We start from the raw sequence: 25,658 nt of genomic DNA, 5'->3' as shown, positions 1-25,658 counted from the left end.
TCATATATCCCGCTAAAAACTCGCCTGGATGCACTATTTTGGCGCTCTTTACAAAGCGATTGATCCTTTTTAGGGCAAAAAGAGCAGTTCAGATAGCTGGTAAACCGCTCGGAAGGCACCGTTTAATCCTGATAAAAATCACGGTTAGATCACATTTAAAATTTAATAAAATGAACATATATTTGTTTTTAAACAATAAATTGTCTTTATTTCAATGTTGCGTTTTTGTTATGGCACAGGCTTTGCAGATTGTACATACAATGCTATACATAGCTTTTTTACGCAGCCGTTCATTTCTTCGGCAGCCAGATGACCATGAGGCGTAGCGATGATTACTTTCAACAATGTGACCAAGTTTTACGACGACGGAACGGTCGTGGTGGATGGGCTGAACCTGACCGCACCCGGCGGCAAAATCACCGTGCTGGTAGGCCCTTCAGGCTGTGGGAAAACGACGTCACTGCGGATGATTAATCGGCTGATTGAGCCGTCCTCCGGCGAAATCCTGCTTAATGGTGAGTCCACCGCAGAAATGGACGTGGTGCAGCTGCGTCGGCGCATCGGCTACGTTATTCAGAATGCGGGCCTGTTCCCTCACAAAAACATTATCGACAACATCGCCACCACGGCGATCCTCAACGGCATGGCCAAGGCCAAAGCCCGCGCAAGAGCAGGCGAGCTGCTTGAGGTCGTTGGCCTGGCTCCGCAGCTGGCAAAGCGCTATCCGTGGCAGCTTTCTGGCGGGCAGCAGCAGCGCGTGGGGGTTGCCCGTGCGCTGGCCGCTGACCCGGAGTTTATGCTGATGGATGAACCCTTCAGCGCCGTGGACCCGGTGGTGCGCGATCAGCTGCAGGAAGAGTTCCTGCGCATTCAGAAAGAAGTCAGCAAAACCATCATTATGGTGACTCACGATATCGATGAGGCGATGAAGCTGGGCGACCTGGTGGCGGTGCTGAAGCCCGGCGGGAAGCTGGGGCAGATGGCCTCGCCGGGGGAGCTGCTTAACGCGCCACAAAGTGATTTCGTGGCCGATTTTATTGGCCGTGACCGGGGTTACCGCAAGCTGAGTTTCTACAATTCAGGGCCGCTGGCGTCGATGCAGACGGAGCCGACTGCCGAGGTCGGCACGCCGATTGAAATGGCGCGCAACATTGCGGTGCAGCGCTGGCTGCTGGTGACCCGCGAAGGTAAAGCCTGCGGCTGGTTTGACACCCATCAGCAGGTCGAAGCCGTTGTCCCTGAGCACATTAATCTGGGCGCCACCTTCTACCCGCAAAGCGGCACGCTGCGCCAGATGCTGGACTCCGCGCTCAGCTCACCGTGCCACCGCGCCGTGGTGATTGACGACCGAGCCGAAGTGCTGGGCACGCTGGGGTTGGATCACGTGCTGGACGCGTGTAAATCCATGGCGCGGGAGGCGGTATGAAATTTGACTGGCTGTGGGCGCAAAGCGACAAAATCTTTCATTTACTGCTGTGGCACCTCTACCTCTCGGTCACGCCAATCCTGATTGGCCTGCTGTTGGCTATTCCCGCTGGCTGGCTGGTGTGCAGCATGCCGCGCGTAAAGGGCGTCATCCTTAACCTGTTCGGGCTGCTGTACACCATCCCGTCCCTGGCGCTGTTTGTGCTGCTGCCGCCGTTGCTCAATACGCAAATCCTTGACCCGATTAACGTGGTGGTGGCGCTGACCATTTATAGCTTTGCGCTGCTGGTCAGAACGGTGTGTGACGGGCTGGACTCGGTGCCCACTGACACCCGGCAGTCCGCTTTTGCCCTCGGCTATAAGCCGATACATCAGTTTTTCCAGGTTGACCTGCCGCTGGCGGTGCCGGTCATTGGTTCCGGGATGCGCGTGGCCGTGGTTTCCAACGTCAGTATTGTTTCCGTCGCCGCGCTGATAGGTGCCCCGCAGCTGGGGTCGCTGTTTACCCAGGGGTTTCAACTGCAGTTTCTGACGCCGATTATTGCCGGCATCGTGCTGTGTATCGTGCTGGCTTTCGTCCTTGACTGCGTGGTCGTCGCCGTCACCCGCTCTTTAAGCCGCTGGCAGCCAATAAGGGGATAATGTATGTCTGACTGGTTCTTTACGCTCAGCCACTGGTATGGCGATGACGGTATTCTCCCGCTGCTGGCACAGCACATTGGCTACAGCGCCGTGGCGCTGGCGATAGCGATTGCCATTGCTTTTCCGGTGGGCTGCTACACCGGCCATACCGGTAAGGGCGAAGCGCTGCTGATTGGCACCACCAACGCGCTGCGCTCGCTGCCTTCGTTTGGCCTGATTATCCTGCTGGTTATCCTGATGGCGGGCTATTTCGAGTCGGATATGGCCTTTATTCTGCCGTGCATCATCGTGCTGGTGGTGCTGGCGCTGCCGCCGATAGCGCTCGGCGTGCATGCGGGCATCCGCTCCGTTGACCCGAGCGTGCATGATGCCGCCAAAGGCATTGGCCTGACGCCGTTCCAGGTGCTGACGCAGGTTGAGCTTCCGTGCGCCACGCCGCTCATTCTCTCCGGCATTCGCAGCGCCACGCTGCAGATTATCTCTACCGCCACCATCGCGGCCTATGTCTCGCTGGGCGGCCTTGGCCGATTAATTATCGATGGCCGTGCGGCCAACGATTTTGCGCAGATGACCGCCGGCGCGGTGCTGGTTGCCGTGCTGGCGCTGCTTGTGGATGTGTTCTTTTCCCTTTCGGTGAAGTACGTGGTTTCCCACGGTATTTCCCGACGTATCAAAACCCAGTGATGTTGAGCCCGTTAATTACACAAGGTGAACGCGATGAATATGAAGAAACGTTGTTTGACGCTGTTGAGTGCCGCGATGCTGTCCGTTGTTTCCTCCGCGTGGGCGGCGGACTCGGGCCAGAAGGTGATTATTGGCTCGGCTGATTTCCCGGAAAACCAGCTGCTGGCGACGATTTATGCCGGAGCCCTGGAAGCGCAAAACATCCCGGTGGAGAAGAAGCTGAATATCGGCAGCCGCGAAGTCTACATTCCGGCTCTGCTCGACGGCTCCATTAACGTTATCCCTGAATACAGCGGCGCGCTGCTGAGCTACCTGGACGCCAATAATAAAGCGCACAGCTCTGATGAAGTGGCGGCCGCGCTGGCGACGAAGCTGCCTGCAAAAGTGAAAATGCTGCACACCGCCGTGGCGCAAAACAGCGACGTTATCGCCGTGACCAAAAAAACGGCGGATAAATACCAGCTCAAAACGATTGATGACCTGAAGCCTCATGCGGCAGAACTTATCCTGGGTGGCCCGGCAGAATGGAAAACTCGCCATGAAGGCGTGCCGGGGCTGAAAGAAGTCTATGGCCTGAACTTCAAGAGCTTCAAAGTGCTGGATGTCGCAGGCCCGCTGACGCTGACCGCGCTGAAAAATAATCAAATCCAGGCGGCTGACTTAACGTCCACCACGCCGGAAATTCAGAAAGATCATCTGGTGGCGCTTGCCGATCCGAAAAACCTGTTTGCGGCACAAAACATCGTTCCGATTGTCGCCACCGCCACGCTGAACCCGACGATTGAGAACACGCTGAACGAAGTGTCTGCGCAGCTAACCACCGCAGATTTGATTGCCATGAACGGGCAGCTTGCCGAATTCGCCAGCATTGATGACGTGGCTCATCAGTGGCTGGTTAAACATGGCCTGAGCAAGTAAGGGCGCACAATGACAAGACAAACTGGCTCCTCCGCTCACCTGCATCAGGCCGTGACCCTGGGCAGAGCGCAGACCACTATCGAAGAGTTAGTGCGCATTGCCGACGGGGCTCCGGTCGCGCTGGCCGAAGAAGCGCTGGCGAACATGGACAGCGTGAGCGGCTATATTCGCCGGGCAATAGATGAAGGACAGGTAATTTACGGGCTGACCACCGGGGTGGGTGATTTGGTGACGGAGCGCCTGTCTGCCGATCAAATTGCCAGCGTGCAGCTGAACATGCTGCGCAGCCACGCCTGTGGAATGGGGCCAGATTTGTCGGGGCGTGAAGTGCGCGCGATGATGGCAGTGATGCTGAAGTCGCTGCTGCAGGGCTACAGCGGCGTTAGCGCCGGGCTGGCGAAACGCATGGCCGAAATGCTTAACCGCCAGGTCACGCCCTGGTCGCCTGCGGGCGGCTCGGTTGGCTATTTAATTGCGACGGCGCATATCGGCCTGTCTCTCTTTGGGGAAGGGAAGTGTTGGTATCAGGGCGAGCTTTTGCCGTCCGCCGAAGCCCTGGCAAAGGCGGGCATTGCCCCTCGAATCCCTGGCCCGCGTGAAGGTCATGCCCTGATAAGCGGCACCTATGAAATCACCGGGCTGGCGTGTCTGGCCGTGCATGATTTTGAGCGCCTGTTGCCGGTGGCGGATATGGCGGGGGGCATGTGCCTTGAAGCGCTTAAGGGCAACACCCGTGGCTACGACGCAAGGCTGCACGCCCTGCGTCCGCACGACGGGCAGCAAAAAACCGCCGCGATTTTGCGCCGCTTGCTGAGCGGCAGCGAGATCTTTGCCCGCTACCGCGACCACCGCGTACAGGATGCTCTGAGCCTGCGCTGTATTCCGCAAATCCACGGCGCGGTGCGCGACCAGCTCGCCCATTGCCGCCAGATTGTCACCATCGAGCTGAACTCGGTCACCGACAACCCGGTCTTCCTTATCGAAGACGACGCGCTGGTTATTCTTCCCGGCGGCAACGGCCACGGTGCCCCGCTGGCGCTGGCATTGGATTCTCTGGCGATAGCCATTGCCCAGGTCAGCACGGCGTCTCAGGCTCGATCCGACCGTATTACCAACGTGCACCTGAGTGGCCTGCCGGCGTTCCTGGTCGGCAGAAGCGGCGCTAACTCCGGGATGATGATCCCGCCTTACGTTGCCGCCGCACTGGCGGGGGATAACCGCAGCCTGGCCGCGCCGTCCAGCGTGCATACCGTCACCACCTGCGCCGGGCAGGAAGACCATATCAGCATGGGCGTTTCTTCGGCTCGCAAGGCGCTGCAGGCGGTGAGCAATGCGGTGGATATCGTTGCCATCGAGCTGCTGTGTGCCAGCCAGGCGCTGGAGTTCCATCGTCCGCTGCGTGCCTCCGTCGGCGCGGAGTTGACGCTGGGCATGGTGCGCGAGCTTGTGCCGTTCCGCGAGACGGACACCGCGCTGTACCCGGACATGCATGCCGTGCGGGATTTGATTGCCGAAGGCGAGCTGAGCCAAAGGCTGCTCTCCCTGATTGAGGAGTCAGAACATGAGTGAAGCTTTGCAGCCGCTAAAAGGCATCAGAGTGCTTGATCTATCCCGCGTGCTGGCTGGCCCGTGGTGCGCTTCCTTACTGAACGATCTGGGGGCCGAAGTCATCAAGATTGAGATGCCGGGCAGCGGGGATGACTCCCGCAGCTTCACCCCCCACATTGCCGGGGAAAGCAGCTACTTCATGCAGCTTAACCACGGCAAAAAAAGCGTCACCCTGGATTTAAAAGCCCCGGAGGGGTTAGCCATCCTCAAGCAGCTGGTGGCGCAGGCCGACGTGCTGGTGGAAAACTTCCGGCCGGGCGTAACCAAACGCCTCGGCATCGACTACCCGACGCTGCAGGAGATTAATCCGCGGCTGGTTTATGCCAGCATTTCCGGGTTTGGGCAGCAAGGGGCGATGGCGCACAAAGCCGCTTACGACCACATCGTGCAGGCCTATGGCGGCATTATGCAGGTCACCGGCTGGGCGGAAGGGGAGCCAACCCGAGTTGGCGATGCCATTGGTGACGTGGTCGCCGGGCTGTACGGCAGTTGGGCGGTGCTTGCCGCGCTGCTGCAGCGCGGGATCGGCGGCCAGGGGCAGCATCTTGATGTCTCGATGCTGGATACCATGGTGACGATGCAAATGGTTTCCCTTACCCAGTGGATTGGCGGCCAGCCTCCCGCCGGGCGGCTCGGGAACGCGCATCCTATCAGTGCCCCGATGGACAGCTATCCTGCTCAGGATGGCCACATCGTGATTGCGGTCGCCAACGACAAGCTGTTCCGCCAGCTTTGCTCGGCGATGGAAAAGCCCGAGCTGGCGAGCGATCCGCTGTATCTCACGGACCCGCTGCGCCTGGCTAACCAGCAGCCGCTTCGTGTAGAAATAGAGCGCTGGCTGGCTGATAAAACCGTCAATGATGCGCAGGCCATTCTAGACAGCGCAGGCGTTCCGGCCTCCGCCGTTCTGCGCCTCGATCAAATCCTTACCAGTGATTATGCGCGAGAGCGCGAGCTTGTTAAGCAGGTGAAACACCCGACGGCAGGCAACATATCTATTGTTCCGCAGCCGGTGAAAATGAGCGCCATGACGGCAGAGCCCGCGCTGGTGCCGCCTGCGCTGGGCGAACATACGGCAAGCGTGCTGCAAGAATTACTGGCGATCGACGAGGCAACGCTTAATCAGTTAAAGGCGCAGGGCGTAATTTAACCGGCGGAGAACGTAAATGGTGCAAATAAAGAAAGTGGCGGTGGTCGGGGCCGGAACGATGGGCGCGCGAATCGCCGTCGTTATGGCGCGGGCGGGTTACCGCGTTAGCCTGTGGTCGCGTTCTGAATCAACGCTTGATAAAGCTCGAACTATTGTGGACTCGCTCGCTGCCAGCGAAAACGTGGCATTCACGACGTCGCTGGAGGCTTGCCTGGCCGACGCTGACCTGGTTTCTGAAAACGTGGCCGAGGACGTGGCGCTGAAACAGCGCGTGCTGAATGACATCGAACAGCAGGTTAGCGCTGACTGCGTGATAACCACCAACACCTCAAGCGTGTCCATCACGCTGCTGGCGTCGGCCCTGAGCCAGCCGCAGAGGCTGATCGGCATGCACTGGTTTAATCCGGCGGATACCATGCCGATGATCGAGATTGTGCGCGGTGAAAACACGGCGGACGAGGTCTGCCAGCGGGTGCGGGATATTTGCCAGCAGCTGGGCAAAGAGACGATCACCGTTAATCAGGATATTCCGGGCTTTATTATCAACCGGCTGCAGTATGCGATGCTGCGCGAGGCGCTTTATCTGGTGGATGCCGGGATTGGTTCAGTGGAGGATGTCGACCGTGCGGTGCAGAGAACCCTTGCTCCGCGCTGGGCGGCGATGGGGCCGATGAAGCTGATGGATTTTGCCGGGCTGGATACGGTGGAAAAAGTCGCCGGGATCTTGCTGCCCGCGCTGGATAACAGCAGCCAATTACCTGCCTGGCTGAAAGAGAAGGTGGCCGACAACAAACTCGGCGTAAAAAGCGGCGAGGGCTTTTATGCCTGGACCGCTGAGGCAGCCTCAGCCGCAATGCGCAAGCGTGATGAAACGGTCAGGCACCTGACCGGGAGCGATAAGCATGAGTGATATTCTCTCCCGCGTGGACGGCGCGGTTGCCGTGGTCACCCTCAACCGGCCACAAAAATATAACGCGCTAACCGCTGAAATGCTGGATGAGCTGGTCAGCACGCTAAAGGAGCTGGACGGGCGAGCGGACGTCAGGGCGATAGTTCTGTTTGGTTCACCCAAAGCCTTCTCTGCCGGAGCGGATACCGGCACGCTGGCTTCCGCTTCGGCAACCACGCTGTGGCGCAGTGGGTTTAGCGAGAAGTGGGACAGGGTCGCGGAAATCGAAACGCCGCTGATTGCCGCCGTCTCCGGCTACGCCCTCGGCGGCGGGCTTGAGCTGGCGCTGCTGTGCGACATGATTATCGCCGACCAAAGCGCCGTTTTTGGCCTGCCGGAAAGCCACATCGGCATTATCCCCGGTGCGGGAGGCACGCAGCGGCTGGTGCGCGCCGTCGGCAAATCGCTGGCGATGGACATGCTATTGAGCGGCAGAAGAATTGACGCGCAGGAAGCCCTGCGTGCCGGGCTTGTCAGCCGCGTGACGGATTCACTTGAGGAGCAGGCGTTAATATTGGCAAATCAGGTGGCTAAAGCCGCGCCGCTGGCGGCGATGATGATTAAAAAAGCCGTGGCGGCGAGCTATGAAATGCCGCTCAGCGCAGGCGTGGCCTATGAAAGATCGCTCTCTGCTTTGATAGCCGACAGTGAGGACAGGGCGGCCGGGCTGGCGGCGTTTAAAAATAAGCAGTCGCCTGAGTTTAAGGGGCGATGAGGTGAGATATAGATGAAACCGGCAGCCAGTCTGCCGGTTTTTTTATGCGCTAAGGGTGACGCGCGCAAAAAGGGAAGGAGCAGCGGAAACCACGCGGATTGTCGCCGGGGCGCTAATCAACAGGCTGTCGTAGGGCTGCAAAACGTGTCGTTCTCCGCTGACGTCAATCTCCAGCGATTCGCCCGCATTAAACAGCAGCTGCGTGCCCTGCTGGTGCGTCCAGGTGCCTTCTCGCAGCCAGCTGACAGCGGCTTTAGTAGCGTCTGCCTTATAGATGACGTTAAAGTCCAGCAGCGGGCCGCCCTGAATAATGCAGGAGACGTCGCTTTCACCGTTGAAATCGGTGGCCTGGAACGGTGGGATGAGCGGGCTCTTTTCGCCATCGACGGTGAGATACATGCCTTCACCTTCCAGCACGCTGATGTTGCGCAGGTAGCCGGGGAAGCGAGAGAAGGGGCCGTCATGGCGAATGGTCGCCACCGAAATACGCCAGTCGTAGTCATTCGTTGCCGGGCAGCGGTAAATCTCCCGCGTTACGCCCTGGCCGTTTTTCCATGGCATTTCCGGGCATTGCTCGTAGGGCAGAAGCTGGATCATTTATGCATGCTTCCTTCGAGGCGGTAGCGCGAGCCGGGGTAAACCAGGCGCACGCTGGTGACGATTTTTTTGTTCTGCCGCCCGGTCCAGGTACGGCGATTAACCTGCAGGCAGGGCGTGTGCTCGTCGATTTCCAGATACGCGCACTCTTCGCGAGGCACGTTCACCGCCTCAATAATGTGCTCGCCTTCAACGATAGGCGCGATGGACGAAAGATAGGCGTTGGGCGTGATGCGGGTGAAATCCTGCTGGAAGTAGTCCGGGACGATCAGCGAGTTCACCAGGCGGTCTTCCAGCATCACCGGCACGCCGTTTTCGTAGTGGCAAATCAGCGAATGGAACAGGCGGCTGCCTTTAGGTAAATTGAACGCCATCGCCTGCTGCGCGTCGGCATAGACCTGGGTTAGCTCCAGCACGCGAGCGTGATGACGGTGCCCGCGGCTGGCGATTTCGTCGGCAATATTGTTGATTTCCAGCAGCGCGGATTGGCCACGAACTTCGGCCACGAATGTCCCGATACCCTGCATGCGAACCAGCAGGCCTTCGGCGGTCAGCTCGCGCAGGGCGCGGTTGATGGTCATGCGGCTATAGCCGAACTGATTCACCAGCTCGCTTTCCGATGGCACGCGGTAGTTTACCGGCCACAGCCCGCTATGAATGTTGGTCTTAATAATGATTTTGACTCTTTCATAAAAAGGGGCCGGCTGGTCCAGATTTTCGGTCTCTGCCGCTGCTTTAAAAACGTCGTTTTGTGCCATTCATCATTCCTCGCCCGGGTATCCTTTAAAGTTTACTCTACCCCTATTTGGATGTATATATACATGCATGTATATACAATTGATTAACATCAAACCGGGGTGCTGATATGGCGGTATATTTCGCGGCAAAAGCGCTTCTGCCGCAGGGCTGGGCGGAGAATGTCAAACTGGGCGTTTCGCCGCAGGGGGTGATTAGTTCCCTGGAATGCAACAGCGTGCCGGGGGCCGACGATATCCGGCTTGAGGGGGTTGTGGTGCCGGGCATGCCGAACCTGCATTCACACGCTTTTCAGCGGGCGATGGCCGGGCTGACGGAAGTGGTTGGCGACCCGGCGGACAGCTTCTGGACGTGGCGTGACCTGATGTACCGCCTGGTGGGCAAAATCACCCCCGAACAGCTGGAGACTATCGCCAGCTATCTGTATATCGAAATGCTGAAGGCCGGCTACACCTCGGTGGCCGAATTCCACTACCTGCACCACGACGTTGACGGTAAGGCTTACGCGCAGCCTGCCGAGCTGGCGCTGCGCATTGCCCACGCGGCAAAAAATATCGGCATTGGCCTGACGCTGCTCCCGGTGCTCTACTCGCACTCTGGCTTCGGCGGGCAGCCCGCTTCGGCAGGGCAGCGTCGCTTCATAAACGATACCGACAGCTACCTGAAACTGTACGACAGCATTGCCACGGCGCTTGCCCCGGAACCGATGCAGCGCGCAGGGCTGTGCTTCCATTCGCTGCGTGCGGTTACGCCGGAACAAATGCGTATCGTGCTGGAAAGCCAGGCGCAGCCTCAGCCGGTGCATATTCATATCTCCGAGCAGCGCAAAGAGGTTGAGGATTGTTTGGCCTGGTCCGGCCTGCGCCCTGTGGAATGGCTGTATCAAAATATGCCGGTTGATGAGCGCTGGTGCCTGATTCATGCCACCCACATCACCGAAAGTGAAACCCGCCTTATTGCTGAGTCTGGCGCCGTAGCCGGGCTATGCCTGACCACCGAGGCAAACCTGGGTGACGGCATTTTCCCAGGGCAAGCATTCCTGCAGCAGGGCGGTAACTGGGGGATCGGTTCCGACAGCCATATCAGCGTTAGCGTGAGCGAGGATTTGCGCTGGTTTGAATATGGCCAGCGCCTCAATAACCGCCGCCGCAACTTGCTTCACCTCGAGGCCGAGCCTTATGTCGGCAACGTGCTTTATCAGGGGGCGCTGCACGGCGGGCGAATGGCGCTGGGGCAAAACATTGGCGAGCTGGCCGTGGGGGCAAGAGCTGACTGGCTGGTGCTGGACGGCAACGATCCGTTCCTGGCGACGGCGAAAGACAATGAACTGTTGAACCGCTGGATTTTTGCCTGCTCTTCTAACCCAATAAAAGAAGTGATGACCGGCGGGAAATGGGTCATACGCGACGGACGACATGCCAGAGATGAAGAGGTTAAGGCCGGTTTTGCTCAGGTGCTAAAGCAGCTAACGTCTTAACCGTTTTTTCATGATCGGCTGAAAAAACTCTCCAGCCCACGCCCAGGCGTGGGTTTTTTTACTCCTTCGGGAACCTGAATCTCGTCATTACCACTCAGCCTCAAATAGCCAACGAGTGGAATACCCTCAGATGAGAAACCTGCTTAATACCTTCCGTCCTGCACAGCCAGATCCGCGCCTGCAGGCGCAAAATAGCCAGCAAAGTCGGACTGCCAGAACGTCGGCCACGGCTTCTTCGTCCCGCAGCGTCAATAACCCGTCAACCCGCATGGTGCAGGACTTCGCGAAGCTAAGCGCCAAAAACCTGAGAGCAAACGTGCTGCTTAACAGCGATGATAATTCCACGCCTATTCACCATAAAAGCCCTTCGGCGCTGCTGAAGGCGATAGACGATAACATCACGAATACGGCACGAGACTGGGGAATGCCGAAGCATGAGGTGGAGGCGATGCTGGGCAGCAGCAAGCGCATCAATGAGCCAGTTTGCGGCGTCACCGCGAATAACGTGATGAAGCTGTTCCTGGATACGGACCACTTCAGCTACGCTTTTGAACACGGGCATACCATGTCTTTGTCGCAGCTTCAGCATCAACTGGCGAATTTACCTGCCCATAAGAATTTCATTTTGCGGGTGAATGATGCGGGTCTTGGGCATGCGTACGTGATAGACCTTCCCGCCAGCGCTAAACCACGGCGCGATGCGTTTATCTATCAGTCTGATTTAGGCGACGGCGCAACCCGTCCGCTTCGGCTTGACGACTGGATGAGCAAGAAAGCGTCACATCCGCTGTCGATGAATGATATCAACACGCACTTTATGAACATGTCGCAGGGCAGAGTCGACCCGGGGCATATCGCTAAGCTGTTTGACGTCGACGGTAACCCGAAGATGCTGCGCCCGGAGCGTCTTGATTTACGCAAGAACCATGGCTTTAATTTCCAGCTATCGGAATACGACCCGGCGAACCTGGAAAGAAATGTTTCGGCGATTAAAGCTCGATGCGGCTGAGAATTTGCCTGGTGTAGCGCCGAGAAAGCCCATGAAATGCGTGGGCTTTTTGGCTGGCTAACAAGGTAAGAAAAATGCCCTTTTGGCGCGTTGGGACTGGACTAACTCAATGTGATCTCTATCATATCGTGGTCACTACAGAACAAGAGAATGTGCTATGCAACATATCATCGAAGGTTTCCTTAACTTCCAGAAAGAGATTTTTCCGCAGCGCAAAGAGCTCTTTCGCAGCCTGGCGTCCAGCCAAAATCCTAAAGCGCTTTTTATTTCCTGTTCCGACAGCCGCCTGGTGCCGGAGCTGGTGACCCAGCAGGAGCCGGGACAGCTCTTCGTTATTCGTAACGCCGGTAACATCGTGCCTTCCTTCGGCCCGGAACCGGGCGGGGTCTCAGCGACTATCGAATACGCGGTTGTGGCGCTTGGCGTGACGGATATTGTGATTTGCGGGCACTCTAACTGCGGCGCGATGAAAGCCATTGCCTCCTGCCAGTGTCTGGACCCGATGCCTGCCGTGGCCCACTGGCTGCACTATTCCGATGCGGCAAAAGCGGTAGTCGAAAAGAAAACCTGGGATAACGAGACCGACAAGGTCAACGCCATGGTAGAAGAAAACGTCATCGCGCAGCTGAACAACATTAAAACGCATCCTTCCGTGGCCGTTGGCCTGCGTAATAACGGCCTGCGTCTGCACGGCTGGGTTTACGATATCGAAAGCGGCGAAATTCGCACGCTGGATAAAAACAGCAAGACCTTTGTTTCTCTGGCGGATAATCCTGACGTTTGTTTCGAATAAAATAACGCCAGCATTCTTGCAGACAAATAAATCCACGCTTTGCGTGGATTTTTTACATCTATGGATAAATAAAGGCGCCAGACGCGGGATTGTGGAGATTTCAGGGATTTACCATTCCCCTACGGTAATGCCTCTGGGCGCGGGATTATAATCGACATAAAGCGGGCCAAAGCTCGCGTTCAGCCGCAGGTCAGGAGTGTTTAAGATGAAAAAGTCTCTGTCTATTTTGGCAATGTCTGCGCTGATGATTGTCCCGTCGCTGGCGCAGGCACGCCCTGGCCCCTGGTTCGGTCATGGGCCGGGGTTCTGGTCTGGTCCTCGTTATTACGCCGGGCCGCATTACTTCTATCCGGGGCCGCGTCTGACCGTGCTGCCGGGGCTGGCAACGGCCATTATCGTCGGCGGGCTGACCTATTACGTGGTCAACGGTATTTATTACCAGCGTCAGGGTGCGGAGTACATTCGGGTTGAAACGCCGTCAAGCCCAGGGGGCGGCATCAGCGTTCTGGATTACAACGGCAAGCGTTATTACGTGCGTAACGGCAGCTATTACCAGAAGGATATTAACGGTAACTATTTCGAGGTGCCGCGCCCCGCCGGGCTGTGAATCCACAGCATAAGAAACCCACCGTCAGCGTGGGTTTCTTATCGTTTTTACGGTGTGTTCCCGCCAATTTTTTTGCAGCTGTCGAGCCAGCTGGCGGCATCAATTTTGCCGTTTTCCAGGTATTTCTGTTGGTTTTGCCAGTGAACTGAAAGGAAAGGTTTCAACCCTGATAGCCGTTTATTGAGCGTGAGCATCTGGTCAAAGACGCTGACTTCCTGTTTTAGTGCGTTCTGTCCGTAAAGTGTGGAAGACTCAACAAGGCTGCTTGCGTAATAGCCGGTAAGCTGCTGAAGTCGGTCTTTCTGCTCACCAAGTTTTGTTTTACGAATTGCGCAATTGGCATCGCTGGCGTCTTTATCTTTGCATAACAGTTCGTAGTTGTGGTTTAAGAAATCAAGGAATCGGCCATCGTCCTGAAGCTTTGTGCAGAGAAAAGATCCGAGGTTAAGGCTGGCACGAATGGATTGGGCGCGCTCTTCTTGCTGTTTCTGGTTGCTGGCTCGTAGCTGATTTTCCAGATCCTTAAGTTTTTGCTTCAACGCGGCATCTTCAACGCCGGAGGCAAGACTATTTAACGCTTTTGCTGTGTCCTTGCCTGCCTCTTTTTTTGTCTCGGGAGTCTGACTTTCTGCTCCCAGTTTTTCCCAATTTTTTTCTAACAGCTTCACTTTGTCTGTTGAGGTGATGGTTGGCGCGACAAGTACCAGACGCAGGCCGATCGTTTTGCTGGTGAATGGCGTGGCATTGTCGTAATAATTCACCTCTTTACGCGCGGCACTGCGGATTTCTGATGCGTCAGACTGGAAATTTCCCCCTCGAACCACAAAGCCGCCAGCCTGACCGTGCAGGCGGTTCAGCTTGTTAAGATAAAAAGGGGTGAACATCATTTCTGAAACATTACCAAGCATGTCATACAGGCCAAGAGGATTCGGACTGAGCAAACCAATGAGCTGTACTTTGCCGTTAGAAGATTGTGCCCCGGAAAACCATTCGTAGTTTTTCACATCATCCATCGGATAATGCACATCCCTAAACTCAGCGCTGTTAACTTTAAGGCCTCCTCGCGCCGCAAATTCCCATTCCACTTCGGTCGGCAATCTTACAAATCCGGCACTGCCGTCTTCCTGGGGTAGCTTGTCAGCAGCGTGAGTACGTAACCATTGGTTGTATTTATTCCCGGCATTGACGGCATCAAACCAGCTCATACCCGTAGCGGGTGTGCTCAACTTACGTGATGGCGTTGGGCAATTGTCATCCATAAGCGACTGATATTGCAAAGAGGTAAGCGCATATTTGGCGACAAGGTAATAGCGACCTTTGCCTTTTTTTGCATCGGTAAAACTGCCGGCAATAAACGCGGGGTAGCTGTGTTCAACGACGCCCCAGTCGCCACCATCCTGGCCCAACGTAACCGGCAAATCATCCAACGGAGCCTGCAGGGGAATTTCTACCCGGCGAAATGCCATTGAGCCTTCACACGGCATTGGCAATATGATGTCTTCGTTGTCGGGTTTTGGGTTCCAGGTATTGCTGGCCCAGGGTTCCGCAAAGGCTGGTGGCAGGTTAATCAAAAAACCAATCGCTAGCCAATAGGGCATGGCTTGGGAAGTAAAGGTCACGAACAATCTCCGGTTGTATTAAAGAGGTTTAAACAGAGGGCTACATCAGACTTCGCGTAGACTTTGAGCGGGTTCAATATTAATGGCTCTCCTGGCGCCAATAGCGGCGACTAAAAGCGCAACAATAACGGTCAACGCCAGCGCGATAAGGCTGTGGAAAGGAGTGATTTTGCACAGCATTTGATCGGTCATCTGGCTGCCAGCCAACGACCGGTTGAAGACCTGGCTTGCGATAAGGTAGATACTGTAGCCGCCAACATAGGCTAAAAGACTGAGCAGGGCACCCTGGAAGAGAACGTACAGGCCGACGGCGGGCCCGGTAAATCCAAGGAGACGCAGCACGGCTATGTGTTTGCGTTTGCGGTCGACGTTGGCGATAAATGAGCCGATAAGCGAGGTGATACAGCCAATAAGCGCCGTCGCGGCGATGGTGTTAAAAATTACGCCCAATACGTGATTAATGCTTTTAACATTTTCAATGTCGGCCAGGCGACTTACCGTTTCGATGCGTTGTGCTCTGAGCTCGCGTTCCAGGCTTGCAACCCGATCAATATCTTTGGCGTACAGCCTGGCGCGTGCATAGCGAGGAGGGCGATTATCAAGTTGAGTGCCGCGATTCACGCCTAATTCAGGCGTAGCATAACCATCTCTAAAATGCTCAAGCATCATCAGTAATTCAGGCTGCGTAAAGATTGCGGCCCGGTTGAAGTAAGTTGCAGGTAATATTCCGCCAACGTTTAACGTTATACGCCCCCATTCCCGGCGCTCTTCAATCTGGCGGCTTACTCGTAAGGTGACCGTTTCGCCCGCCTTAACGCCTAATTTACGTGCAGCCTCTTGCGTTAACACCACCGTATTTTGGCCTTGTATTTCTAACGTCCCCAGCAGAGGATCGCCTTTGCCAGTAGGTATGATTTCCGCATTTTCAATAAAGCGACGGGCGTCAGTTTGTAAATCAGCGACGGTGTTGAGGGAGCGGGGTTGGCCCATAACAAACCCAACGTCGGGACGCTGGCGCAATTGGTCAATCCAGGCTTGGTCGTAGCTGCCGCTGTTGAGCATGCGGATTTCGAGATTGCGGGGATCTTTAGCCAGATCATCCTGCAGCTGGCTGACGATGCCAAAGCGCAAACCAAACATCAGGAGTAAAGGCGCAATAACGGCAGTCAAGGAGGAAATGATACAAAAAGAGATCACGCGGTCATGCCACAGATCCTGCAGCGCAAGGCGACCAAGTAGGCCAATACGATTAGAGAACAAAGGCGGTTCCTCCCTGCTCGCGACGTTCAGGAATGCTAGCGGAATTGCCGCCGGATCGTGCTCTCAGGCAAGGCAAATTGAATTGCTCTATCAGCGGCCAGTCGTGGCAAACGACCAGCGCCATCATTCCTTCCTGCCGGACGAGATCGATAAACAGGCTAAACAGCTGCCGTGCATTGTGTGGATCGAGTGCGGCCGTAGGCTCATCGGCTAGCACTAACTCTGGGCGATGTGATACTGCTCTGGCGAAGGCGGTTCTTTGCCTTTCGCCAAACGACAGCTGCGCAGGGTATTTCTTCAGTAGCGGGCCGAGCTTAAGGCTTTCAACGATTCTGTTGAGCATCGGCTTGTCCGGCACAATGCCCAATAGCTGGCAGGGAAGCAAAATGTTTTCCTGTACCGTCAAATAAGGAAGCAGACCGCCATTTTGCAGAACAAAGCCCAGCAAACGTGCGCGAATTTTTGCCAATTCGTTTTGCCTGTCTTGTTTGATAAGTGCCGCGACATCGAGGCGTTGTTGAGCACTTTGTAGCGAAAAATCGCTGATGTCACTGGGCCGCAAGAGTAGGCCAATGGCTTCAAGCAGCGTACTTTTGCCACACCCACTTTCGCCGGTAATCGCCATAATCTGTCCCTGCCGCAGCTTGAGCTGCGGCAGGGTAACCTGATGTGCTGTATCGCCATTTCCACGAATGATGCACAAATTATTAATGTGCAGCATCAGGGCATCATTTCCAGTGGAACGGGGTAAACTCGATCACGTGGGTCGCTGCCTTTTGCAAGCTCAACCCAGCGGTCAACATCCGCATTGTATTTTTGATAGTGACGCAGTTTGGACGAGAGGGTGCGGATGAATTTTTCCTGTGATAAGCCATCCCAGCTTTTCCATGTTTCTTCATCAAGATTCAGCACATCGCTGCGATAGGGGAGATCGGCAAGGTATTCCCCCAGCATGCCAAGATCGTTGATTCGGGCATTATCCTGCTGCTTAAGCTGATTGGGATCGGCCCCCATTGTGGCGGCGATGGTCCTCAGGCGTTCAAACATTTTGGTAGGCGAGATCATGCCTTCATTGGCGGCCTGCAGAATTTGATTCACGGCGTCACTCAGATCGCTTAATTGACCCTTAGTCAGCAAAACACGAACGTCGGTGGTCGGAATATTTTGCTTAATAAGATCGCGGTCGCTGATCCATGCCTTAAAGACCAGAGGAGCACTGGTGTCATTCTTTTTCCCCAGATAGGCCAGCTGCATGGCATGTCCAATCAATGCCGTATCCTGAAGTAACTTCTGCTCGGCTGTCGGCTGCTTTGCCTCATCTTTAGAATAGAGCGCACTGCCGATAGCCGGATCGCCCATATAGGCGGCCTTTACCTGTTCAGTAATGGCCGATGCCAGGGTATCAACCTGCTGGCCAAACATTTTGATATCCCCGGCATCCACGCCCTGGTAAAGATTGGACTGGGTGCTGTCGAACATGGAGAGATCCCGATACTGGCCTTCCGCCCTGGCGTGATCTTTTTTGCCGCTGGACGTTTTCAGATGCAGGGTATAGATAGCAATGCCGCGATTGCCGGCCTCCAACCTGAGCTGCTGCGCATCCAGACCGGTACCGGACAGTTTGTTGTTGCCGTCAATGGCGCCCGCGTCAGTGATAAGCACCATATAACGAGCCCCGAAGGCGCTCCAGTCGATGTCGTCTATCGCGGAGAGTACCCCAGCATAGGCATCTTCATCGTACAAGGAGCTTGATACCTTCGCTTCTTTTAGGTCCGCGACCTTTTTCAGAAAATCGTCGCCATCTTTTACCTGATTTGGGTCGGCATAAATACGTGTTCTATATTCAAGCCCCGGAACCGCTTTGTTATTTGAGCGGAACGAAACGAGGCCAAATTTAACCTGTTCTTGCAGATGCTCTTGCTTGATCTTGCCGTAGATTTTGTTGACGGCCTCTTTGGTCCGCTCGATATAAGGGCCCATAGAAATCGTCGAGTCGATGACAAACACGACCGAGGCTTTGAATCCTTTAAGCTGATTAACGTCATCCTCTTGCTTAGGGGAAGGGGCGGCCTTACTGACGGAGGCAACATTGAGCAAACGAGTATAAAAGCCGCCTTCAGTCATCACCTCTTCACCGCTCAAGATAGGTAGCAGGTAGAACTGTTTTTTCAGGTCAACAAAATATTCAGGTTCCTGAGCAAGCACGCCGGCTGCTTGCCCATCACGCTTTAACCTGGCACGCAGAGGAGCAACCAGCGAAACCGGGTCTGGGGCTGAGAAAATATCATCCAGCGTTTTTCGCTCTTTGAAAAACAGCAGGCGGTCACGGTTGGCTGGATTGGTGAACGCGAGGGTGAGCTGCATTTTCCAGTCAACGGTACAGGACTGTGGCAGCCAGCCGAGAGTTTTGCCGTAACTGTCTGGCCCAACTTTGATCCAGCTCTCTTCGCCGACCTTTGCTTTTTCATACACATAGAGGCTACTAAAAGCAGGCTGTAGCACGCCCCTGGCATCGCCAGCAGTTTTGCCAAGCTTACAGCCAGGTGTGGTTAGTACGCGCTGATATAAGGTTTTCTTTCCTTCCTGTAAAAGCGGCTTTTGGCCGTCAGCCGCCAGGACATGGCTGCTGAAGGCCAAACCGAGAATCGACAGGGCAAAGCACAGGGGTTTCTGAATCATTTCCCTAGCTCCTCAAGGCGCTGCCTGGCTTTCTGGTTGTCAGGCTCTGTTTGCAAGACGGTTTCATACCAGTAGGCTGCGGTATCCGGATCTGGTGCTTTGAAGCATTCGCTTGGCTTATGGTATTTAGGATCGTATTCGCCCGCGTAGGCTAGTGCGACCTGGTTATCGCCGCCCTGGGCACGGTTAGCGTACAAGCGCTGTGCCACGCCACATTTTTTTGCCTCTTTTGCTGCCTGAATAATGTCCAGCAATTTGCCGGTCTCCAGCTTTTGCTGCACGCAGCTTTGCACAAAGTCGAGTTCGCTCTGACTATCAAGGTTACCTGGCGAACATTCGACGGCGGTGTTAGCGACCGGCGCTTCGGCCTGTTTATCCACCACTGCCGGAGCCACTAGAACCGCATCGCGGCTAAAGAACCACCAAAGTGCGCCGCAGGCCAGCAGCGTAACTGCTGAAATACCGGCTATCACTGGCAAACGGGACGATCTCGTTTCAGGTTTCCGTATAGGCTCCTGTTTAGGCTGAATTGGCGCGAGTTCAGGCTCGGAAGCAGCAATACTTGTGGGGGCTGATGTCGGTTCAGGCGCAGCCAGTAAGCTACTGCTGCCGTAATTATCGGTATAACCCCGAGCATCGGATGAGAACAACTCGTCCCGAACCAGCTGCAAAGTTGTACTGCGCGTTTCATCGGAAGCCAGCTTCACCTGAATTAGCACTTGGCTTGGGCTTGCCAGAAGGGGATCAAGCAGAGAAGGGCCTATGCGAAAACCTGTGCCATTACCTAGCGCGTAGCCACCGTCAACGGTAAACCAGTGAGGAATTGGGCTCCAGATACCCTCAGGCTGAAGATAGTTTTGCTCATTATTGCATAGCGTAAAAGTCAGGCCAGACTGCATTTCCCCATCGCCGCGCAGGCGAATCATTATTTGTGCTGTGCCGGGTTCTGCCGGGTGACAGGCGATGATTTTAGCTAACATGTCGTGTTCTCTTGTTTCAATTTAGCAATGATGTGACCAAGTTGTTGATTATGCTCAAGTGAGATGTCGCGAGTTGCGCTATGGCCTGCATTGTCCTGGACGACGGTCATCAGCGCCGATAGCCAGTCGCCGATATAGGCAATGCCAGGCTGTGGAGCAATCGCAGGCAACTGGGGAAGCTCGTCATTACTCAGCCGGACTTGCTGAGCGAAAACTTTCTTTTTTTCACCGATATAGCTGTTAGGCACCTTGTCCTGCGGGAGGGCGATATAACCAAACCAGGCAATGAAATCGCGCATGGCCAGCTGCGCTCGTAGCACCTGGCGTGGCATTAATTGTTCACGGCGCGTGCTGGCCTGTTCCTGACCCGCAAGTGCCGATTTCAATGTACCCTCTAGATCCATGCGAGTCGCCGCTGCGATCAATTCATCGGTGAGCAGATTGATAAGTTCGCCGCTCATGCCTAACTGGGTCCGGATTGCAGGCTGTTGCGATAATTCTCTCAGATGAGACACCCATGTCTTGAAGGCCTGATGGGCGAACTCATCGTCCTGGCCCACCCTTTCTGCCTGAGGCGCTGGGGTGGCAACCGCAGGCTCTTCGGCGGTAGATGCCCCAGAGAAGGGAGAATCCCCAAACGGATTTGCCCCAAATGGACTGTCGCCGAACGGGTTGGAAACGAAGGTCGGCTCAGGGTGGGCCGCATCGGTATTCTGTGGCTGTGTTTGCTTATCGCGAATACTGAGATAGATGTTATTGAGTTCGTTTGTAGGGAGTTCAAGGTAGTTCAGTAACTCCCCCATAGCGTGGGCCCGGGTAGATAACCCTTTCCACAGCTCCTGAGCAATGGCTTGTTTTTTGGCTTTTTGACTATCACCTTCTTTTTCAAACCACCGCCCAAGACGGCGATCGCCTGTCTCAGTACGACACTGCTGAAGCTGTTCGCGCAGACGCTGAAGTTTGAAATCCAGATGGGCAACGCCTCTGAGCGCATCAGTGAGACGAGAAATACCACCATCGTTCAATGCCAGCATTGCCTGCCAGGCCGCCGCTGGCTCAGCAACGTGGAGCTTGACGTTGTTCCCGCTGGCAAAAGTGAGAGCCATTTTATGGAGTACGTCATCATAGCGTTCTGCGAATGCTATCTCCTGGAGCTTCTCTTTACCCGGCAGGTTTTCAAGCTTCAGGAACGGACTATCAAGGCCGGGTTTTCGTACCAGGAAACAGTTATTGAAAGGTTGGGAAGGGCCCCACTGTTTTAGCCAGTCATAATGTGAAAAACGTTCAAGCAGCGTAATATGCAGCATACCTTCCCAGCCATCTCTCAGCTGGTTTTCCGTATTATTCAGGCTGTCGGTGACACGCTTATCACACATCGTAATCGCCCAAAATAATCCCGGTTTGCTGTTTCCTCGTTCTTCGGCGTTTTTTCCCTGGGTTTTCTCTACCCACCGGGTTAACACCGGGCCGACATCTGCAACATCGCTTTGTTTGGCCGAACTTGCGCAAACCACCAGGGCGTTCATTTCCTGATTATCGGTGTAGCGTTCGAAAAGATAGGCAACTTTACCGCGAAGTAAAAGCTGCGAGACCGGGTTCCCATTTTGAGCCGCTTCAGCTACACGGGTGATTTTCATTCGCCCGCGGTAGCCGGGGAAATCGAGTAAGTCGACATGCTCCATGATGCTACCGGGAAGTACTTCTGAAAGCGGGAAAATTAGCTCGGTGGTTAATGCGGCGAGCTCTGCCTGTGTCAGGCTCGCACTGGCGCTGTGTTGGTTATCTTTCCAGTAGCGGATTTCAACCTGGTTGTCCTTGGGCGAGCCCAGGCGATTAAGGCTATCGACATTCATGATGCTGCCGCCAGTGTGGTCGACAAGAACCGACAGAGGGGCAAATACCATCCTGGTATGGTTGAGCTTCGCCAACACGTTGGCCAGTGAACGATAGGTTTCCGTCAGCTCGGGCTCTTCACCCCATAACAAGGAGAACAGCTCCGCCCGTTCGTTCGAATTGAGCGCAGGGGCAATTTTTAGCGCTAAGGGCCAATAGGCGTGCTCAAGTTTTTCCACTGACTTCCTGAACGACGCATTGAGGTAATCCCAAAGCGCAACCACGTCCTCTGGGCTGACGCCGTTAACCGAAGTATCCTGAACATGGCGCTGTAAAAACGGCTGTAAGTGTTTTTCAATGCGCTCTTCGTCGAGCTGATAGTTTAATTGCTCGTGGTTGAAGTCATTGAACCAGGAATTCGCCAGAATTTTTGCCAGATCAATTTCGCTGAACAGGCGTAAGGGGACAGGAAAACCCTCCGGTGCGGCCGGGGAGTGTTTGGTGAAGCGCGTGACCAGCCCGGTGGCTTCCTTTCCGTTGCCTACGGGATTGACCTCTTTGATGAAGTCGACGCGGCGTTCGCCATAAATAGCCTCCAGGTCGCCATTACTGCCGGCGGCTAACGCTGAGATCAAGTAAGACTTTCCTGCCTGAGAGATACCAAAAAAGCCCACGGTCATCGGCGTGGCAGCAACTTGGGTGAGGCTGGTTGCCAGGTTACGGGTGCGCAGCAGTGTTAAATTGAGCTGGTCAGCCTCGGTATCCAGCAGGCGAGAGCCTGTGCGGACGGTTTCAACCCAATCCAACGCGTCGCGGCAGCCTTGGGCAATGGAGGTCCAGCCCTGAGTAAGAGATTGTTGTTCGCTGTTCATTATTTCTTCACGCTCCCGCTGTCGAGCCAGTGTCTGCTGTCAATCAGCCCTGTATCAGGCATGGTATTGAGTTCGAGTTCTACGTCTCGTTTGCTGAATGATTTATCGGTGTTGCTGCTTACGTCGGCGATGGCCAAACGATCGCTTATTAGCCCCAGTTGACTTGCTCGCTTATCTTTACCAATCTCCAGCCTGACCTTGAGATAAGGCGCACCGCCGTCGGTTGCGTTTGCTAAGGAGAACTTTTTACGGCCGTCTTCGCTAAAGCGCAGCGTGTAGAGTGGTGAGGCAGACCAGCGCTCGGCGTCCAACTGGCGATAACCCAGGCGTAAATCACCACGCATAATGATGCTCTGCTTCGTTTTTTCTCCGGCTTCGGTTTCTGTCAGCGGCAGCATAATTTGGCCGTTTTCCGATTTGATATGGCGATAAACGATGTCGGCATCGCGGATCAGGTTATCCATATCGATGATGCCGATATGGCGGATGGTCGAATAAGGCTTGAGCGCGGTGATGCGGAAGTGGAAGTTGGGAATACTGTGGTTAGCGCAGAGCTGAGACAACATGGCACCTACGGATGCAGTACTTTTAGGATCGTCGATATACCCATTTTTGTGGAATGGATACCACGTACCCGTTTGATAGCCATGCAAGGCTAAAATGCGTCCCGGCGGAAGTGGAATATTGCGGCGTATAATTGCCTGAATGCCGGGCAGCTGAGAGGGGCGGCCGGTGAGTAGCAGCAAATCACACTCATAGCAGGACAGCACTTCACACAAGGCCGTCAGCACTTTATCGATATTGAACTTACCGGAGCACAAATCGGTATGTACCTGAGTCAGCGACAAGTTGAAAGCAATATCAGTCAGGCTGAAAGAACCTGAACCACCTGCTTTTTGTACCTCCCGCTTGACGAAGGTTTCTACTTCATCACGAAGACTTTCGGCGGGCAGGAGCTCGCTTACACGTTGGTTAATCGTCAGGTGGGTTTGTTCATCGAGCGGATCGTATTTTTCATAATGGCTTAAAATAGATAACGCAAGGGGAACAAAAAGTTGCAGGCTGAGCTGTTGGCGCAGGACGGCTTCGGCGGCACTGATATTCTGAGAACCACAGAGCTGTGACATCAGTGATTCGACAGAAACGACCCCAGAGTCGCGCAGGGCCTGCGCGAAAACGGGCAGAACGTAGGCTTGGATCACGTCCAGTAAAATATCATCGCCGGCAATTTTAAAGCTGTCGCGAAAGCGTTGTTGCGGAATAATGTGCGCATTGGTTCCGCCGCCGGACAGTCCGTTTCGGTCCAGTCGATAATCGGAGATAACGAGGTCTGTCGTTCCACCGCCAATATCTATCGATGCAATAGTAATGGTTTCTCGATCTTTGCGGCCAGGCCTGCCCAGCGCGTTGAAAAATGCTTCAGGATGGCCGGCGAAGTTCTGGTTTATTTCGGTATACAGATACACCAGCTGGGCGCAGGACGCTTCATCCCACTCTACCCGAATTTTAGGCAGTGGAATTTTGATATTGGCCTGGGTCGCCGACTCCAGCTCATCTTTATAAGGGTCGTTCTCGCCATGATGCCAGCGCAGAGATTTCCAGACTAACCCGACGGCATGGCGCATCCTTTGCTCGAGAATACACTTTTCTGCCATTGGCAGGCCGGGTGGTACGGTCAAAATAAGATGGCGCAGCTGGCGAGGAATGCCGGCGTGTCCTTGACGAATACGCTGCTCCACGCTGTTTATTTGGCTGATAGCCTGAGTCAGTACTTCTGCGAGCATAAATGTCATCAGAGCACTGCGAGAATAGCGAGGGGTAAATACCGGAATACGATCCATTTCGTCTTCGATGGTATGCAGCGCCTCGCCTTTCTCGTCTATTAAGTTAGCAAAGGGGGCGGCTGTAGCTAACGGATTCGTGTCTTGCACGTAGCTGCCATTGAAGCGCCAGCCCTGGCCATAAAACTTCTCATCCCACAGATAACGCTTAGGGCTGGACAAGCCGGTTGAGCCTTCGCTGCCACGACGACGGGCAGCCAAACGAGTCGCTTCACCGCCGATACGTGCGATGGTTGGCCATTGAAACGCATCATGACGGCCACTTCGAACGGAGCAATGATCTTTGCCGAAAAATGCCTGAGAAAACTCAACCCGGCTCTCGAAGGGGTCGATATAGACATGTTCCGGGGCGCTGAGGTCTCTTAGCTTCAGCACATAGTTGTGCATTAATCCTGAGCCGGACTGCCCGTGATCTTCTATCAAAATACCGCATGTGCGAGAGTTGCCGACGTCGAGGATCAAGTCGACAGGGATAGGTTTAATGGCATTGACTTCGCGGTTAGCAATCATCCGGAATTGTGGCAATTCAGTGGTTGGCGCCGTTTGCGGCTGAAGGCCTTCGACTGGGGTGGCCACCAAAGACAGCAAATTCAGGTAGTGGGCAACAGGGTATTGCTGCGCCAGTTCTTGCTCTCGTTCGTCAAAATCGCGGCCTTTGCTGGCTTCCTTAAACACTTCAATCAGCCAGTCTCTAACCCAGTCCTGCGTTAAGTACCAGTTTAGGGCGTAGGTTGACGTTGCTACAGCGAAAGTGGCACCAGCATTTACATCTTCCTGGTTTGGGCTGAGGTCCGCTGCGGCTTGTTGTTTAGCCATAATGCGGGTATCGATAGCCAATGTCATGCGGTGGCTATGCCCATCGATATCGGGTTTTGGCAGCTTCACGAAACGGAAACGAGCCCAGTTAATCGGTCCTTCCTGATACATATCAGGCGGACTAAAGCGAAACAGTGGCAGCGGAAGCCAGACGCTATCCAGGAGTTTTAGACTTTGTTCCACGGGGATGTCGTACTGGCTTTTGGCCTTCTCGATGTTTCCCGGTGCGGGCTGATAAAAATAGTAATCACGCTGTTCGTTGTAAAGCAGGCGGGTTAGTACGCCGTTAGCAAGTTTTACAAACTCGCCGGCGGGTTGGCGGCCCGGGGCCAAACCAAAGTCCATAAACTGGATGCCGGAATCGCCAACCAGCGTGACTTGACGATCATAAGAAACAATCTCAGGTAACATAGATTAATTCGTTCCTG

22 protein-coding genes are annotated in these 25,658 nt (G+C 54.9%); 13 read left to right on the top strand and 9 right to left on the bottom strand.

Translation table 11 applies throughout. The features are described from left to right. From HX778_RS25025 to HX778_RS16400, 9 genes are all read left to right on the top strand, one after another. Positions 1–326, top strand: a 326-nt coding sequence (locus HX778_RS25025; RefSeq protein ID WP_218167168.1) for a hypothetical protein, incomplete at its 5' end; no start/stop codon positions are given. A gap of 2 nt (positions 327–328) precedes the next feature. Beyond that, positions 329–1,426, top strand: coding sequence for an ABC transporter ATP-binding protein (locus HX778_RS16435; protein ID WP_038482219.1), 1,098 nt, complete (start codon positions 329–331; stop codon positions 1,424–1,426). Further along, positions 1,423–2,067, top strand: coding sequence for an ABC transporter permease (locus HX778_RS16430; RefSeq protein ID WP_154186794.1), 645 nt, complete (start codon positions 1,423–1,425; stop codon positions 2,065–2,067). The genes HX778_RS16435 and HX778_RS16430 overlap by 4 nt, the downstream gene beginning before the upstream one ends. Before the next feature lie 3 nt (positions 2,068–2,070). Then, positions 2,071–2,751 carry an ABC transporter permease gene (locus HX778_RS16425; RefSeq protein WP_038482225.1) on the top strand — a complete coding sequence of 227 codons (681 nt, stop codon included), beginning with the start codon at positions 2,071–2,073 and terminating at the stop codon, positions 2,749–2,751. Between the two features lie 33 nt (positions 2,752–2,784). After that, positions 2,785–3,669, top strand: coding sequence for an ABC transporter substrate-binding protein (locus HX778_RS16420; protein WP_176982563.1), 885 nt, complete (start codon positions 2,785–2,787; stop codon positions 3,667–3,669). Positions 3,670–3,678: 9 nt separating this feature from the next. Beyond that, positions 3,679–5,238, top strand: coding sequence for a histidine ammonia-lyase (hutH, locus tag HX778_RS16415; protein WP_038482230.1), 1,560 nt, complete (start codon positions 3,679–3,681; stop codon positions 5,236–5,238). Next, the gene (locus tag HX778_RS16410; RefSeq protein WP_176982562.1) at positions 5,231–6,427 is read left to right on the top strand and encodes a CaiB/BaiF CoA-transferase family protein; all 1,197 of its coding nucleotides are present in this window, start codon (positions 5,231–5,233) and stop codon (positions 6,425–6,427) included. Before hutH ends, HX778_RS16410 begins: the two co-directional genes overlap by 8 nt. Before the next feature lie 16 nt (positions 6,428–6,443). Then, positions 6,444–7,337 carry a 3-hydroxyacyl-CoA dehydrogenase family protein gene (locus tag HX778_RS16405; protein ID WP_176982561.1) on the top strand — a complete coding sequence of 298 codons (894 nt, stop codon included), beginning with the start codon at positions 6,444–6,446 and terminating at the stop codon, positions 7,335–7,337. Continuing rightward, positions 7,330–8,091, top strand: a complete 762-nt coding sequence (locus HX778_RS16400) for an enoyl-CoA hydratase-related protein (RefSeq protein WP_176982560.1) — start codon at positions 7,330–7,332, stop codon at positions 8,089–8,091. Before HX778_RS16405 ends, HX778_RS16400 begins: the two co-directional genes overlap by 8 nt. Before the next feature lie 42 nt (positions 8,092–8,133). Here the strand turns inward: HX778_RS16400 and HX778_RS16395 are convergent, their stop codons facing one another. Together HX778_RS16395 and hutC are read right to left on the bottom strand one after the other, a co-directional pair. Then, a complete protein-coding gene (locus HX778_RS16395; protein WP_038482243.1) occupies positions 8,134–8,688 on the bottom strand; it encodes a HutD family protein in 555 nt (184 codons plus the stop codon). Then, positions 8,685–9,446: a histidine utilization repressor gene (hutC, locus tag HX778_RS16390; protein ID WP_176982559.1), complete on the bottom strand. Its 762-nt coding sequence runs from the start codon at positions 9,444–9,446 to the stop codon at positions 8,685–8,687. Before hutC ends, HX778_RS16395 begins: the two co-directional genes overlap by 4 nt. Before the next feature lie 107 nt (positions 9,447–9,553). Here hutC and HX778_RS16385 point away from each other — a divergent pair, with 107 nt between their 5' ends. The 4 genes from HX778_RS16385 (at position 9,554) to HX778_RS16370 (ending at position 13,330) form a co-directional block, all read left to right on the top strand. Next, positions 9,554–10,921: a formimidoylglutamate deiminase gene (locus HX778_RS16385; protein ID WP_038482249.1), complete on the top strand. Its 1,368-nt coding sequence runs from the start codon at positions 9,554–9,556 to the stop codon at positions 10,919–10,921. 130 nt (positions 10,922–11,051) lie between these two features. Further along, positions 11,052–11,930 (top strand): cycle-inhibiting factor, encoded by an 879-nt coding sequence (locus HX778_RS16380; protein WP_176982558.1) that lies wholly within the window; start codon positions 11,052–11,054, stop codon positions 11,928–11,930. 157 nt (positions 11,931–12,087) lie between these two features. Beyond that, a complete protein-coding gene (locus tag HX778_RS16375; RefSeq protein ID WP_038482255.1) occupies positions 12,088–12,723 on the top strand; it encodes a carbonic anhydrase in 636 nt (211 codons plus the stop codon). Positions 12,724–12,928: 205 nt separating this feature from the next. Continuing rightward, positions 12,929–13,330 (top strand): DUF6515 family protein, encoded by a 402-nt coding sequence (locus HX778_RS16370; protein WP_176982557.1) that lies wholly within the window; start codon positions 12,929–12,931, stop codon positions 13,328–13,330. Positions 13,331–13,377: 47 nt separating this feature from the next. On the opposite strand, the gene HX778_RS16365 is transcribed toward HX778_RS16370, so the two are convergent. The 7 genes from HX778_RS16365 to HX778_RS16335 are packed head-to-tail and all read right to left on the bottom strand — an operon-like array spanning position 13,378 to position 25,641. Continuing rightward, positions 13,378–14,949, bottom strand: coding sequence for an SUMF1/EgtB/PvdO family nonheme iron enzyme (locus HX778_RS16365; RefSeq protein ID WP_370527399.1), 1,572 nt, complete (start codon positions 14,947–14,949; stop codon positions 13,378–13,380). A gap of 45 nt (positions 14,950–14,994) precedes the next feature. Further along, positions 14,995–16,209: an ABC transporter permease gene (locus HX778_RS16360; protein ID WP_255483415.1), complete on the bottom strand. Its 1,215-nt coding sequence runs from the start codon at positions 16,207–16,209 to the stop codon at positions 14,995–14,997. Then, on the bottom strand, positions 16,199–16,930 hold the full coding sequence (locus HX778_RS16355; RefSeq protein ID WP_176982556.1) for an ABC transporter ATP-binding protein: 732 nt from the start codon (positions 16,928–16,930) through the stop codon (positions 16,199–16,201). The genes HX778_RS16360 and HX778_RS16355 overlap by 11 nt, the downstream gene beginning before the upstream one ends. After that, on the bottom strand, positions 16,930–18,888 hold the full coding sequence (locus HX778_RS16350; protein WP_176982555.1) for a vWA domain-containing protein: 1,959 nt from the start codon (positions 18,886–18,888) through the stop codon (positions 16,930–16,932). Before HX778_RS16350 ends, HX778_RS16355 begins: the two co-directional genes overlap by 1 nt. After that, on the bottom strand, positions 18,885–19,868 hold the full coding sequence (locus HX778_RS16345) for a hypothetical protein (protein WP_176982554.1): 984 nt from the start codon (positions 19,866–19,868) through the stop codon (positions 18,885–18,887). The genes HX778_RS16350 and HX778_RS16345 overlap by 4 nt, the downstream gene beginning before the upstream one ends. After that, a complete protein-coding gene (locus tag HX778_RS16340) occupies positions 19,862–22,573 on the bottom strand; it encodes a putative virulence factor (RefSeq protein ID WP_176982553.1) in 2,712 nt (903 codons plus the stop codon). Before HX778_RS16340 ends, HX778_RS16345 begins: the two co-directional genes overlap by 7 nt. Then, the gene (locus tag HX778_RS16335; RefSeq protein ID WP_176982552.1) at positions 22,573–25,641 is read right to left on the bottom strand and encodes a virulence factor SrfB; all 3,069 of its coding nucleotides are present in this window, start codon (positions 25,639–25,641) and stop codon (positions 22,573–22,575) included. Before HX778_RS16335 ends, HX778_RS16340 begins: the two co-directional genes overlap by 1 nt. Positions 25,642–25,658 lie beyond the last annotated feature (17 nt).

The sequence above is a fragment of the Cedecea sp. P7760 genome (assembly GCF_013386425.1).
Lineage (GTDB): Bacteria > Pseudomonadota > Gammaproteobacteria > Enterobacterales > Enterobacteriaceae > Cedecea > Cedecea selenatireducens.
The sequence above is the reverse complement of the archived record's forward strand: the minus strand, read 5'-3'. Positions and strand labels throughout refer to the sequence as shown.

Excerpts from the sequence above, each read along its gene's own strand:
- HX778_RS16430 (WP_154186794.1), top strand. The coding sequence starts at position 1,423 with ATGAAATTTGACTGGCTGTGGGCGCAAAGCGACAAAATCTTTCATTTA.
- HX778_RS16435 (WP_038482219.1), top strand. The coding sequence starts at position 329 with ATGATTACTTTCAACAATGTGACCAAGTTTTACGACGACGGAACGGTC.
- HX778_RS16345 (WP_176982554.1), bottom strand. The coding sequence starts at position 19,868 with ATGTTAGCTAAAATCATCGCCTGTCACCCGGCAGAACCCGGCACAGCA.
- HX778_RS16420 (WP_176982563.1), top strand. The coding sequence starts at position 2,785 with ATGAATATGAAGAAACGTTGTTTGACGCTGTTGAGTGCCGCGATGCTG.
- HX778_RS16340 (WP_176982553.1), bottom strand. The coding sequence starts at position 22,573 with ATGAACAGCGAACAACAATCTCTTACTCAGGGCTGGACCTCCATTGCC.
- HX778_RS16355 (WP_176982556.1), bottom strand. The coding sequence starts at position 16,930 with ATGCTGCACATTAATAATTTGTGCATCATTCGTGGAAATGGCGATACA.
- HX778_RS16385 (WP_038482249.1), top strand. The coding sequence starts at position 9,554 with ATGGCGGTATATTTCGCGGCAAAAGCGCTTCTGCCGCAGGGCTGGGCG.
- HX778_RS16425 (WP_038482225.1), top strand. The coding sequence starts at position 2,071 with ATGTCTGACTGGTTCTTTACGCTCAGCCACTGGTATGGCGATGACGGT.
- HX778_RS16395 (WP_038482243.1), bottom strand. The coding sequence starts at position 8,688 with ATGATCCAGCTTCTGCCCTACGAGCAATGCCCGGAAATGCCATGGAAA.
- HX778_RS16370 (WP_176982557.1), top strand. The coding sequence starts at position 12,929 with ATGAAAAAGTCTCTGTCTATTTTGGCAATGTCTGCGCTGATGATTGTC.
- HX778_RS16405 (WP_176982561.1), top strand. The coding sequence starts at position 6,444 with ATGGTGCAAATAAAGAAAGTGGCGGTGGTCGGGGCCGGAACGATGGGC.
- hutH (WP_038482230.1), top strand. The coding sequence starts at position 3,679 with ATGACAAGACAAACTGGCTCCTCCGCTCACCTGCATCAGGCCGTGACC.
- hutC (WP_176982559.1), bottom strand. The coding sequence starts at position 9,446 with ATGGCACAAAACGACGTTTTTAAAGCAGCGGCAGAGACCGAAAATCTG.
- HX778_RS16350 (WP_176982555.1), bottom strand. The coding sequence starts at position 18,888 with ATGATTCAGAAACCCCTGTGCTTTGCCCTGTCGATTCTCGGTTTGGCC.
- HX778_RS16380 (WP_176982558.1), top strand. The coding sequence starts at position 11,052 with ATGAGAAACCTGCTTAATACCTTCCGTCCTGCACAGCCAGATCCGCGC.
- HX778_RS16410 (WP_176982562.1), top strand. The coding sequence starts at position 5,231 with ATGAGTGAAGCTTTGCAGCCGCTAAAAGGCATCAGAGTGCTTGATCTA.
- HX778_RS16400 (WP_176982560.1), top strand. The coding sequence starts at position 7,330 with ATGAGTGATATTCTCTCCCGCGTGGACGGCGCGGTTGCCGTGGTCACC.
- HX778_RS16335 (WP_176982552.1), bottom strand. The coding sequence starts at position 25,641 with ATGTTACCTGAGATTGTTTCTTATGATCGTCAAGTCACGCTGGTTGGC.
- HX778_RS16375 (WP_038482255.1), top strand. The coding sequence starts at position 12,088 with ATGCAACATATCATCGAAGGTTTCCTTAACTTCCAGAAAGAGATTTTT.